Consider the following 13,177-nt stretch of genomic DNA (forward strand, 5'->3'; position numbering starts at 1 on the left):
GCTAACTCATTAATAGGTCACAAAAAATTCCACGCGCCGGTTCTGCGCACGTCCTTGTGCATGGTTATTACTGCTGACGGGCTGACTCTCTCCGGCGCCCTGAATGCGGATTTTGTCAGGCGCTATCCCTTCGGTAAGAAAATAGCGCGCCACGTCCGTCGCGCGTTTTTCCGACAGCACCTGATTATTGGGAAAAGCTTTTGTCCTGATGGGCGTGGCGTCCGTATGCCCTACGATCACTACCCTGCCATTCACGCGATGAACTTCCTTCGCGACGCGTTTGATAATAGGCTCCATATCGGCGATGACTTTGTCCGATCCTGAAAGGAACACGGAATCGCCACGAAAAACGACCTTGCTCTGACTTTGCGTTTCGTCAACGCTGACCAGCCCCTGCCTGATCTCTTCTTTCAGCAAAATAGCCAGCCGTAGCTTCATTGCCGCTACGGGGCGGCTTATCTTCAGCTGCTGCATTGCGTGGATCCGCTGCTGAAGCGCTATCTGATGCGTACCCAGCCAGTATTTGCACCAAATCCACAGGCTACCGACCAGCAGACAGCTCAGCAGCAGCGTGACGCGCACGGGCACAATGCGCCTTTTAGATTTTTTCTGGCCGCGTATGGCCGCGCCATGCGGCGACAGCGCTGGCGAGAGCGAGTCGCGCGTGCTTTGAATAAGGGTCAGAAGCCGCTGACGGATTTTCATCAGCTGTCGGTCGCCATCTTCCAGAATGCTGTAGCGGCCCTCAAAACTCAGCCCGAGGATACGCAGCAGCACTTCAAGCACGTCTCCGTACTCGTGGGGATCTATAGAAAGACGGCCAACCAGCAGGAAAAATTTGTTGCCGCCGTCGTTGTCGCCTTCGAAATGGTTAAGGATGTTGCTTTGCGACCAGCCGGTCTGCATTCCCCACGTTGTGGTATGTGCCGCTTCATCCAGCGCGGTACAAAGGCAATAGCGAACGATAGCCATCTTTTTCCAGGCGATATTGACCTCGTCACATACCACGCTAAACAGATTGATGTCGTGTTTCAGGCTTTGTTTCAGCAGCTCGACATGTTCGGGATACGGGATGGTTTCCGGCATCTCGCTAAGCGCGCGCAGCAGTGGCTGGGCGGCTTCGAGCAGCGGATTTTCAGCCGCCCTTACCTTTTGCACCCGCAGCTGTACGCCTTCGCTTTGCAGCAAAACCTTACTTTTCTGGCTGGACCAGCCCTGGATAAACGCATCAGGATCGCCTCGTTCCGGCGTTCCTGGGTTTCCCGGATCGTCATCCAGCAGAAACTTGCCCAGCGCCTGCGGCGTCAACGTTTCTTCGGGCGCGGCATCCGGCGCGGCAGATTGGCTCTCGTCGCGCATCAGCTTCTGACTCCCCAAAGCTCCATATTCAGGTCAGGGAAATCACCTGCAATATGTAACGCCAGCGCGCCGGTTGCGGCAATTTTGTCCCAGAACGGCCCGCTTTGCAGCAGGTCGAAATAGACATAGCCGGCATGATAAGGGATCTGACGCGGCGGCACCGGCAGCGCCTGTAACACCAGCCCCGGCAGGTGTGAACGAACCAGCTCATGCAGCTGCTGCGGCGCGCTGATTTTCGCCTGCGCCGAAAACTGCTGTTGCAGCACGTCCATCGGCAGCTGAGCGTGTACGGCCAGCACCAGATTAGAAAACTCGCGCAGCTCGCCCGGCAGCATGGCGGCCGTCCAGACGCCATTGCCCTTCGCATGAAGGTCGATCATTTGACCGGCACGGATCAAAATCTGATTCAGCAAATAATGCAGCTCTTCAACCAGCGGACGAACAGAAGGATAAAGCCTGGCGTGATCGTAGCCCGGCGCGCTCACCGGCCGTCGCGTCTGCGTACGGATAAAGGTCGACAGCTCGCCCGAGAATTTCGCCAGCTCCTGATAAAGCACAATTGGCGGCAGCTCGGGCACGTGCCGCAGATGATCCAACACCGGCTCATATTTATTGAAAATTTGCAGCAGCAGATAGTCGACCACTTCGGCGCTGGCGCTGGCTTTGCCGTCGCTATTAGCCAGTCGGCCCGCCAACATATCGGCGCGCATCCTGACCAGACCGTTAAGATGCGTCAGCCATTCGGCTAACAGTGTGCTGGCCGCATAGCCGGTGACCGGCGGAATATAGTCTTCGGTATGCAGCAGCACGCTGCCATCGGGCTGAATGGCCCTGATGCGGGTCAGCGGCAGACCAATCCAGGATTCCGTCATTTCTTTTTCAGAAACCAGATTCAGGCGCAGCCTTGCCAGCTGGACAGGTTTTGGCCCCTGACGGATCGCATTGGTATCGCTCAGCTCCGTTTCAAAAGCGGCGAAGCGCGCCAGCGAACCGCTGTCGCTGAGATCGAAGATGGTTTCGTCGCTGTTATCCAGCCGCAGCGGCACGGCCAGGAAAATCAGCTGCCCCAGATGATCCGGCGTAATGGTCAGCGGTTCAGGCAGTTCGGCATGGCCTGGTATATCAAAAGGCGTGCCGTCCGGCAGCACGCCGCGCCCGGCGCGCAGCACCAGTTTGCCGTAAGAGAGCGCCTCCAGATCGATATCGTATTGCGCAAACCCCCAAAAAAAAGGCGATATCGTTGCCGCTCGCTTGTGGGCGTAATATTCAAAATAGCGTTCTTGCTGCTGAAACAGCTGCGGACGTAAAAACAGTCCTTCGCTCCAGATAACTTTATTTGTTCTCACTGGCTATTCCCTTTTATCAAGCGCGATGGCTAAGGCATCAAAATGTACCGTCAGCACGACCGCTTCTCCGGGCAACACTTTTCGCCACCAGGATCGTTTTTTATTTTTTTTATAAAGCTCCCACGTTTCACTCCATCCCGCGCGGTCGATATCCCGATAGGCGGCGACGATGCCTAATGCAACGGTATCCTTTTCCGGCGTCAGGCTGATTATTCTGTTTTCGCCAGGCTGTAATATGCCTTCATAGACTTTTTTCGCCTCCGCCTGTAAAGCCGGGTCCGCGCCATCGGTAAGCGTAAAGAAATCGCTGTTTTCAAAGTTATCCAACGATTTTAAAAGATAAAAAGTAATATCCAGCGGCGCAGGCTCTCCCTTTTCATTGGGATTAATTTCTTTTGACGCTTCCAGCCTGATAGTTAACTCCGGCTTGGGAGAGTCGCTGAAAGGGGAACGGCAGCCCGCTGACGTTAAAACCGCCAGAATAATAAGCAAACGACTAATGAATCGGGCTATGTTGATTAACTGCATGGTAAATATCACCTTAAAATCCCGAAGCCAGGCCGAAAAGCTTGTCACCCAGGGATGACAAGCTTTTGTATCGCTTAACGTATTAGCTGCTCAGGTTCGCTTTGACGTCATAGCTTGCGGAGATAACGCCAGATTTGCTGCCTTCAGAGTTCTGCATGACGTAATCCTGCGTCACTTTAGTGAAGGAGAATTTAACCAGCTCACGAGGACGGGTTTCATCCTCTGAAGATCCTGACATATCGACACGGGTAATAATGGTGTCGGTAAAGTTAATGGTTAAATATTCCAGCGGATTGCCGCCCGCTTTACGCACCACGAAGACAATGTTTTTAATATGCTTGCCCGTCAGACAGTGGCTTAATAAATTAGGGCTGGCCTTATCGGTGTAATGGGTAAAGCAGAAATCGGCCACGCTTGCCTTGCCTGAGCCGCCGCCGGATCCGCTGTGCATATTGGAATGCTGTGAAACATCCCAATGCCATTCCAGTACCTCAATTTCATTGGTATGTGCGGCATCCAGCGATTCACCTTCAATGCCGTCGATCTTAATAAACATATCTTGTGCCATGATCATTCCCTTATTCAGCACTATTAAAATCGCTACGCCTGCGCGCAGCGTATGTAGTTAAAGCAGCCTTGCGAACAATGCTGCTGTTAACAATATTAAAATCTGCGATCGTTATGCTGCGCCTTTCAACGACGGTAATTTCGCTACCATACGCAGCGAAACGGTCAGGCCTTCCAGCTGGAAATGCGGACGCAGGAAAAATTTCGCCTGGTAATAGCCTGGATTGCCTTCCACATCCTCAACCACCACTTCCGCTGCGGCCAGCGGACGACGCGCTTTAGTTTCAAAAGTGGAATTAACCGGGTCGCCGTCGACATAATTCATTATCCAGTCGTTCAGCCATTTCTGCATTTCATCGCGTTCTTTAAATGTACCGATTTTGTCGCGCACGATGCACTTCAGATAGTGGGCAAAGCGAGAACAGGCAAACATGTAAGGCAGCCGCGCGGAAAGGTTGGCGTTTGCCGTGGCGTCCGGATCGTAATATTCCGCCGGTTTTTGTAACGACTGCGCGCCGATAAAGGCGGCATAATCGGTGTTTTTACGATGAATAAGCGGGATAAAGCCGTTTTTAGCCAGTTCCGCTTCGCGACGATCGGAGATAGCGATCTCCGTTGGGCATTTCATATCAATGCCGCCATCGTCGGTCGGAAAGGTATGGCACGGCAGGCCTTCGACCACGCCGCCGCTTTCCACGCCTCGGATCAGCGTGCACCAGCCATAGTGTTTGAACGAGCGGTTGATATTGACCGCCATCGCATAGGCCGCGTTGGACCAGGCGTACTTGCTGTGATCGGCGCCGTCGGTGGTTTCTTCAAAATTGAAGTCGTCGACGGGATTGGTATGAATGCCATACGGCAAACGCGACAGAAAACGCGGCATTGCCAGGCCGATATAGCGTGAATCTTCCGACTGCCGCAGCGAGTTCCACGCCGCATATTCCAGATTCTGGGTAAAGATCTTGGTCAGATCGCGCGGATTAGCCAGCTCCTGCCAGGAGTCCATCTGCAGCACGGACGGTGCCGCACCGGTAATAAACGGCACGTGCGCAGACGCGGCGATTTTGCCAATGGAGGCCAGCAGATCCACGTCTGGCGCGGTGTGATCGAAATAATAGTCGGCGACCAGGCAGCCGTAAGGTTCTCCCCCCAGCTGGCCATATTCCTCTTCATATACCTGCTTAAAGAGCGGGCTTTGATCCCAGGCGATCCCTTTAAAGCGCCGCATATTGCGCCTCAGCTCATCTTTGGAAATATCCATAAACCGCAGCTTCAGCTTTTCGTCGGTTTCGGTGTTGTAGACTAAATAATGCAGTCCGCGCCAGGCGCTTTCCAGGGACTGGAACTGTGGATGATGCAGGATCAAATTGATCTGTTCGGACAACTTGCGATCGATCTCGGCAATAAAAGCGGCAATATTTTTATAGGCGTCGTCGGCCATGGTGACCGAGCTGCTCAGCGCCTGCTCGGCCAGCGTTTTGACCGCGCTCTCTACGGCGGTTTTCGCCTGCTCCGATTTCGGTTTGAACTCCTTGCTTAACAGCGTATTAAAATCGCTGTAGCCTGCGTTGGTCGCCTGGTTCTTTTTCTCAGCTTGCATCGACATGATATCCCTCTCTCGCCTTATTCGTTCCCTAATGGGTTGCCGTCTGTTTTCACTGGTTTCGGTGCGGAAGCCAGCGCGGTTAGCAGCGATTTATCCTGTAGCACTTTCATGACCAGACTTTCCGCGCCGGCTTTGCCGTCCATATAGGTTTGCAGATTGGCCAGCTGGGTGCGGGCATCCAGCAGCTGGGAAAGCGAATCCACTTTTTTGGCGATTTCGTCCGGTGAAAAGTCATGAATGCTTTCAAACGTCATATCGATCATCAGCTGCCCTTCCCCGGTCAGGGTATTAGGTACGGCGAAAGCCACGCGCGGTTTCATGGCTTTCATTCGCTCGTCGAAATTATCGATATCAATGCTGAGAAATTTGCGATCGGCAACCGGCGGCAAAGGCTCAATCGCCTTCCCGGACAGATCGGCTAATACGCCCATAACAAAGGGCAATTCTATTTTTTTCTCGCTGCCATAGATCTCCACGTCATATTCAATTTGTACGCGCGGCGCCCTGTTTCTGGCGATAAATTTTTGAGCACTGCCATTTCTTGAAATCATGATATCCCTTTCATCGTGCTTTATTAAAAACAGCCTTTATTCACATTAATAGCGGCCTGTTATGCGGCGCTATTACCCGTTAAAAATCCGTCCTGCCTTGCCGGATTTTCTCGCTTCTCGCCTGTTTTATCATTTATCGCGTTTTCTTCTTCCCCTTTCGGCTGAAAACGGATAACGATATTATCCCCTGCCGTTATGTAGAGACATTGTTCGCTTAGTGATGCCTGGCTGTTTAATATCTGGCGCGCTATTTCCGGCGCGATATTTTGCTCGATAAATCGGATCAGCATTCGTGCGCCCGTTTCAGCCACGGGACACTGCCCGATAATATGCGTCACCAAATCTTCGCCATAATGCAGCGAAGCGCCATGCTGTTCGCGTAAACGCAAAGCCAGTCTGTCAAGCTGCTGCCGGACAATACGTTGTAGTGATGCTTCCTGAAGCGGCAGATAAGGCACCACGGCCAGGCGCCCTAAAAAGGCCGCCGGGAAGACTTTCAGCAGCTCAGGCTGCACCATTTTTCTGACGCTTTCGGCATCGGGTGCCGTCTCTGCATCGGCAAACAGGCTGGCGATCGTTTCGCTGCCGACGTTGCTGGTCAGCAGCAGCACCGTATTTTTAAAGTCGATTTGCCGCCCTTCGCCATCTTCCATACTGCCCTTGTCGAAGACCTGAAAAAACAGTTCATGCACGTCGGGATGCGCTTTCTCAATCTCATCCAGCAGCACTACGCTGTAGGGCTTGCGACGTACCGCTTCCGTCAGCACGCCGCCTTCGCCATAGCCCACGTAGCCCGGTGGCGATCCCTTCAGCGAGGAAACGGTATGGGCCTCCTGATACTCGCTCATATTGATGGTGATCAGATTCTGCTCGCCGCCGTAAAGCTGCCCGGCGATCGCCAGCGCGGTTTCCGTTTTCCCCACGCCGGACGGGCCAACCAGCATAAAGACGCCGACCGGCTTACGCGGATCCGCCAGCCCCGCGCGAGCCGTCTGGATGCTTTCGCTGACCTGACGCAGCGCATAGTCCTGGCCGATGACGCGCCCGGCCAGCCGCTGCGGCAGTTCCAGCACGGCGCGAAGATCGTCTTTTAACATCTGTCCGACCGGGATCCCCGTCCAGTCGGCCACTATCGCGCCGATGACATCCGCATTGACCTCCGCCTGCACCAGCGGCTGCTCGTTCCGGGCCGCCTGCAGGCGCGCTTCCAGCTCCGCCAGCTCATTTTGCAGCGGCACCATCTCTTCCTCAGCCGTAGAGGCCTCGTCCTGTAGTTTTTCACGTACCGCGACGATGGCGGCGACCAGCTCTTTTTCCCGCGTCCAGCGCTGCTCCAGCTGAAGGGAAGCCTCGGTCCGCTCGGCGATCTCCTGTCTCAGGCGTTCGCCGCTGTTGGGCTGCACTTTGCCAAATCGGCTGGCCTTTTCAACCAGGCCCAGCTCTGCGCGGGCGGCGTCCGTCCGACAGTGGAGACGTTGCAGCATGACCGGCGCCGCATGTTGCGCGACGGCCACGCGCGCACAGGCCGTATCAAGAAGGCCTATCGCCTTATCTGGCAGCTGCCGGGCCGGAATATAACGGTGCGACAGCCGCACGGCGGCCTGCAAAGCTTCTTCCATAATCCAGACGCCGTGATGCTTTTCCAGCACCGGCAGCAGCCCCCGCAGCATAGCGACGGCGGCTTCCTCATCCGGCTCTGCAATTTGCAGCACCTGAAAACGCCGAGTCAGCGCCGGATCCTTCTCAATATGGCGTTTAAATTCGCTCCAGGTCGTGGCGCCAATAGTGCGCAGCTGGCCCCGCGCCAGCGCAGGCTTCAACAAGTTAGCCGCGTCGCCCGTCCCGGCATTGCCCCCGGCGCCAATCAGCGTATGAACTTCATCGATAAACAGGATAACGGGCTGGGGCGAAGCGATAGCCTCATCCAGCACGGCTTTAAGCCGCGCCTCAAACTCGCCTTTCATGCTGGCGCCGGCGGCCAGGGCGACGACATCCAGCGCCAGCAGCCTGACTTTTGCCAGCGCTGGCGGCACATTACCCGCCACGATAGCCTGCGCCAGCCCCTCCACGACGGCCGTTTTCCCGACGCCAGCTTCGCCGGTCAGCAGCGGGTTGTTCTGACGGCGACGCAGCAGGATATCGGTCATGGTGCTGATTTCATGCTCGCGTCCCGTTACCGGATCGATTTTGCCTTCGCGCGCTAACGCGGTCAGATCGGTGGCATACTGCGCCAGCCCGCCGCTTTTTGTCTGGCCGCCGATAGCCGCGTTAATTTCGCCGGGCATGACGCCGGCCTCCGTCGTCGCCTCGCTGACTTCCGGGGAAGCCTGAGTGATATAGCCGAAATCGGCGGTCAAATGTTCCAGAGAGATCCGTTCAAAAGCGGAAGAGATAGCAAACAGGGCGCGCCGCAGCTCCATGGTGGTCAACATGGCGATCAGCAAATGTCCGCTGCGAATACGGCTCTCAAAACATTCCAGGCTGGCATAAATCCAGGCGCGTTCGATAGCGAGTTCAATATGATATGAAAAGTCCGAAATAGTGCTGGCGCCTGCCGGCAATCGGGCCAGCGCCTGAGCGAAGCCCTGTTCCAGCGCCTGCGCGTCGACCTCAAAATGGCGGGCTATCAGACGTAAATCATTTTGCTCCTGCTGCCAGATCTGATTTAGCCAATGCACCAGTTCAACATAGGGGTTGCCGCGCAGCTTACAAAGCGTGGTTGCACTTTCAATCGTTCTGAATAATGTCTCATCCAGCTTGCCGAATAAATTTTGCCTTGTAATCGCCACGTATCATTCCTCCGGGTACATTTTTCACAGGCATAAAATCACACAGACCAGAGTCTTCCGGGGAAGGAAAACAAAATATAATACCCTTGTCCACGCCGTAAAAATAAATTAAGAATACCGCCCGAACGCTATTCCTGAATAACAGACCCGCTACGATTATAACCCCTTATTTAAAAAGATCTTTCCTGTCAAATAACCTGGTGACCCGGTGAAATCCCTGGCATTTCCTCACAATGGCATTGAGACTGTTTTTTTCACATGTTATAAAATCTGAAAAAAGCATAAAAACCGCTGCGTGTATTTAACGCGCTTATTAATTAATAACACCCTGTTGTTTTTCAAAAAATAACAGTTAGCTTACTAAAAAACCCTGTTCAGACGGCCAAATTAATAAAGACAAAGCCTACGTTTAAAAACAAGGATAACGGGAGCAATTGTGAATCATAAATTCCTCGATTATTACAATCAGGAACTCACTTTTATGAAAGAGTCAGCGCGTGAGTTTGCTGAAAAACATCCCAAAATTGCCGGGCGTCTGGGGATGAGAGGCATCGAAACGGCCGATCCTTATGTTGAAAGACTGATTGAAGCATTTTGCTTTTTATCTGCACGTACGCATTTAAAACTGGATGCGGAGTTCCCAAAGTTTACGCAGCGGCTTCTGGACATCGTCTACCCTAATTATAATTCGCCCACGCCCTCCATCGGCGTGGTTCAACTTGCGCCTGACCTGAAAGAAGGAGAGCTAGGCCACGGCTATCTTGTTCCCAAAAACAGTGCGTTTTATACCCGCATATTGCCAGGCGAAAATACACGCTGCGAGTTTCGCAACGGTCAGGATGTTACGCTGTGGCCAATAGAAATCGTTGAGGCTCGCCTGACTTCCGTTCCGCCGGATATTCCCAATCTGGAAAAGTACCGTATTCCTTACGCCAGGCTGAAAGGCGCTCTGCGGATCAAATTGCGTGCGCAGGGGGAACGGGTATTCTCGCAGCTGACCGGCTTCGATCGGCTGCCGCTCTATATCGACGGCGATGAGCGCATTGTTTCCCATCTTTTTGAACTTTTGCATACCAGCAATGTGGCTATGCTGGTACGGGCCGGCAACAGCAAAGCAGAAGACGTGGTCATCGCCCAGCGCCCGCTGACTTTTGAAGGGCTGCATCCCGATCAGACGCTGCTGCCGCTCTCCTGGAACATGTTTCATGGACATAACCTGATCCATGAATATTTCGCCTGTCGTCAGCGCTTTTATTTTTTTACGCTGACCCAGCTGGCCGCCGGTTTATCCCGCAACCACAGCAACGAGGCCGAGCTGATAGTGCTGCTGGATCGGCTTCCCCAGCAGCTGATTGGCCATGTTAACGCGTCAAAGTTTTTACCGTTTTGTACGCCGGTGATTAACCTGTTTCCCAAAGTGGTGGACAGGATCGAAGTCAACCGGGCGCTAAACGCTTTCCATGTGGTTCCCGATCGCAGCCGTCCCCTTGATTACGAGGTTTTTTCCGTGCATAAGGTGCGCGGCCAGCAGGCGGAAAGCAGCGAGGAAGTGGTGTTTCAACCGCTTTATCAAACGCGTCACTGCGACTATGGCAATTTTGGCCGTTACTTCTCGCTCAATCGCGAAGCCAGAGTAAAAAGCGAGAGCAAGAGAAAATATGACACCCGCACGCCTTATCCCGGAACAGAGGTCTTCGTCTCGCTGGTCGATCAGCAGGAAGCGCCCTATGCCGACCATATTCGCTATCTTACGGTCGAAGCGATGGTCACCAACCGGGATCTGCCACGCCTGATTGCCAGAAGCGGCAGCTTTGATTTAACCCTGTCCGACGCGGTTCCTGTTCTGGGCGCGGCCTTTGTTTGCCAGCCCAGCGCGCCACGCGAGCCTTTTGCGCTGGGGGAGTCGGCCTGGCGTTTGATCCGCCAGCTTAGCTTTAACTATCTGCCGCTCTCCGATCTGGAGCACGGGCCGGGCGGGGAATCGCTGCGCAATATGCTGCGCCTGTTTTTACACAATGCCGATCGCGAGTCCAATACTCAGGTAGATAGCCTGATCGGCTGTAAAACGTTTCCGGTTACCCGGCGTCTTCCCGGTGACGGCCTGTTGATTTACGGCAGAGGCGTGCGCTGCGTGCTGACGGTAGATGAAGAAGGCTTTTCCGGCGTCAGTCCTTACCTGTTCGGTCTGGTGATGGAGAATTACCTTTCTCGCCACGCCGCTATCAACGTGTTTACCGAAACGGAGCTGCACTCGATGCAGAGGGGCGTCATCGCCAGCTGGCAGGCCCGCCCCGGCAAACGAGGCTCGTTCTGATGCGCGCTTCCTCCGTCGATATGCTGGCCGCCTGGTTTAATAACGAGCGGCCCTGGGAAGCCGGTTTTATCAGTATCATGCGCGCAATTACGGCTAAAACGCCGACGCTGCCGGTGCCCGGTACAGCGGTACTGCCTGGCCAGGAGACGTTCCGCATAGGCCAAAAAGCCTCTCTGATTTTTGCGCCGCGCGAAATCGCTTCTCTCGGCCTGGAGAATGGCCGCATCGGGATAAAACTCTTTGGCCCCGGCGTATGGGGCCCTCAGGGCGCGATGCCGCTGCATTTTTCCGAACTGGCGTACTCGCGAACGGAGGCCCAGGACAATACACTGACCGACTTTCTCGATGTTTTTCATCATCGCGCCCTGTCGCTGTTTTATCGCGCCTGGTTTGTCGCGCAGGATACCGCCTCGCTGGACAGACCGAATGAGGAACAGTTCTCTTTTTATATTGCCAGTCTGGCAGGCATGGATCTGGCCGAGCTACACGATAAACCGCTGCCGACCCACGCCCGACTGGCTTCTTCTGCCCATTTGATCCGCGAGGCGCGCAATCCGGAAGGACTGGCGGGCGCCATCGAATATTACTTCCAGATAAAAGCCCGGCTGGAAGAGTTTGTGACCCAGTGGATCTTTCTGGATCCCGCTGATTGCTCCGTGCTGGGCAACGATGCGGCCATGCTGCTGGGCGATGGCGCAATATTAGGCAATACCGTGCGGGACAGGCAGCACAAATTCAAGCTGCTGCTCGGCCCCTTAACGCTGGATAACTATATGCGCTTCAGCCCGTGGGGATCGGATCTACCCGTACTGCGGGAGTGGGTGCGCAATTTTACGGGGTTCGAATATGCCTGGGATGTCCAGCTGGTGCTGGCTGCCAGCGAGGTGCCGCAGGCGACGCTGGACGGCAGTCATCAGCTTGGCTACGCCGTCTGGCTGGAGAGAAAAGAGGACGTTACGCCGGTTTACGGCATGAGCTTTGAGCCGGAGCGCTATCACCCGTAGCGCCCGGACGCGATATAAAGGACAACATCGTGACGGAAAGCAACAAGCATCATTACTATCAGGATCTGTTACAGCCGGTGCCCGGCGATCGGCCCTGTGGTGAAAACCTGGAATATGACGCCGCTTTTATTATGCTGCAGGCCAGGCTTCAGCCAAGGCTGGACGCGGAGTACGGCAGCTTCGTCGAGGCTGCCGAACCGGTGAACTGGGCGGAGATTGAGCGCGACTGTCAGGCGCTGCTGCAACGAAGCCGCGATATCCGGCTGGTGGTGGCGCTGATGCGCTGCCGTATCAGGCAAATCGGCATGGTGGCGCTGCATGAAGGGCTACTGATATTACGTGACTTACTGACCACTTTCCCCACGGATCTTTATCCGCAGCTGACGGAAGAAGGCGAGTTCGATCCGGTTATGCGGGCTAACGCCCTGTCCGAGCTGGATGATATCAACGGGCTGCTTGCCGATTTTCGTCAGCTGCCTCTGCCGAAAGCGGCAGGTCTGCAAATTGCCATAAAAGATTTTGAAAAAGCGCACGCCACGCCGCGTGAAGAGGGCGCGCTGCCCGAAGCGACGGCGGCGGCTTTGCTACTCGAATGGGAAGCCCGTCAGGATCAAACCCTCCTCTCACTGCAAAAAGCGCACGCCTGCCTGATGGAACTCCGCGCCATCCTGACGACCTCGCTGGGCGATGAAGCGCCGGATTTTGCGCGGTTAGGCGCCATTCTGCGGCTATTTATCAGTCAGGAAACTACGGTTTCGCCGCCGTTGCCAGCCGTTTCTTTTGTCGCAGAAGAAACGGTAGAACAGCCGGTTCAGGCAGAAACGGCGGCAGAAAATGAAGCCGTCAGCGTCCCCCTGATTACGCCCCGCCAGACCGGTATTGCCAGCCGCGCCGATGCGCTGCTCAGGCTACAGGAGCTGCGGCTATGGTTTACCCGAATGGAACCCGGCAGCCCGGCTATCCTGCTGCTTCAGTATGCGGAGAAGACGGTGGGAAAAAGCTTTTCTCAGCTGGTAAAAATGCTGCCGCCGGAAATTATCGACAGGCTCGATAGCGACAAAGAATAGCGTAGCCTGCCGATTGCGGCAGCCAGCCGCGCCCGGCAACTCTGGC

General features: G+C 54.9%; 9 protein-coding genes and 1 pseudogene. 3 read left to right on the top strand and 7 right to left on the bottom strand.

The features are described from left to right. Positions 1-9: 9 nt before the first annotated feature. The 7 genes and pseudogenes from tssL to tssH all read right to left on the bottom strand — a co-directional run. Positions 10-1,359 carry a type VI secretion system protein TssL, long form gene (tssL, locus tag ACMGEE_RS13005; RefSeq protein ID WP_436830167.1) on the bottom strand — a complete coding sequence of 450 codons (1,350 nt, stop codon included), beginning with the start codon at positions 1,357-1,359 and terminating at the stop codon, positions 10-12. Beyond that, a complete protein-coding gene (tssK, locus tag ACMGEE_RS13010) occupies positions 1,359-2,705 on the bottom strand; it encodes a type VI secretion system baseplate subunit TssK (protein WP_301252824.1) in 1,347 nt (448 codons plus the stop codon). Before tssK ends, tssL begins: the two co-directional genes overlap by 1 nt. Before the next feature lie 3 nt (positions 2,706-2,708). Next, positions 2,709-3,233, bottom strand: coding sequence for a type VI secretion system lipoprotein TssJ (tssJ, locus tag ACMGEE_RS13015; protein WP_253456361.1), 525 nt, complete (start codon positions 3,231-3,233; stop codon positions 2,709-2,711). Between the two features lie 82 nt (positions 3,234-3,315). Then, a complete protein-coding gene (locus ACMGEE_RS13020) occupies positions 3,316-3,801 on the bottom strand; it encodes an Hcp family type VI secretion system effector (protein WP_253456364.1) in 486 nt (161 codons plus the stop codon). Between the two features lie 111 nt (positions 3,802-3,912). After that, the gene (gene tssC, locus ACMGEE_RS13025; RefSeq protein ID WP_369895430.1) at positions 3,913-5,400 is read right to left on the bottom strand and encodes a type VI secretion system contractile sheath large subunit; all 1,488 of its coding nucleotides are present in this window, start codon (positions 5,398-5,400) and stop codon (positions 3,913-3,915) included. A gap of 23 nt (positions 5,401-5,423) precedes the next feature. After that, positions 5,424-5,957 (bottom strand): type VI secretion system contractile sheath small subunit, encoded by a 534-nt coding sequence (gene tssB / locus ACMGEE_RS13030; protein ID WP_436830168.1) that lies wholly within the window; start codon positions 5,955-5,957, stop codon positions 5,424-5,426. Positions 5,958-6,136: 179 nt separating this feature from the next. Next, a pseudogene (gene tssH, locus ACMGEE_RS13035) lies at positions 6,137-8,746 on the bottom strand (type VI secretion system ATPase TssH); the annotation flags it as partial. A gap of 436 nt (positions 8,747-9,182) precedes the next feature. Here tssH and tssF point away from each other — a divergent pair. Genes tssF through ACMGEE_RS13050 form a run of 3 tightly spaced genes read left to right on the top strand, consistent with a single transcriptional unit; the run spans position 9,183 to position 13,131 of the window. Further along, positions 9,183-11,060: a type VI secretion system baseplate subunit TssF gene (gene tssF / locus ACMGEE_RS13040; protein ID WP_301730628.1), complete on the top strand. Its 1,878-nt coding sequence runs from the start codon at positions 9,183-9,185 to the stop codon at positions 11,058-11,060. Then, on the top strand, positions 11,060-12,064 hold the full coding sequence (tssG, locus tag ACMGEE_RS13045) for a type VI secretion system baseplate subunit TssG (RefSeq protein WP_253456375.1): 1,005 nt from the start codon (positions 11,060-11,062) through the stop codon (positions 12,062-12,064). Before tssF ends, tssG begins: the two co-directional genes overlap by 1 nt. Positions 12,065-12,093: 29 nt before the next feature. Further along, a complete protein-coding gene (locus ACMGEE_RS13050; RefSeq protein WP_436830169.1) occupies positions 12,094-13,131 on the top strand; it encodes a type VI secretion system protein TssA in 1,038 nt (345 codons plus the stop codon). Positions 13,132-13,177 lie beyond the last annotated feature (46 nt).

The sequence above is a fragment of the Erwinia artemisiae genome, from assembly GCF_051400835.1.
Classification (GTDB): domain Bacteria; phylum Pseudomonadota; class Gammaproteobacteria; order Enterobacterales; family Enterobacteriaceae; genus Erwinia; species Erwinia aeris.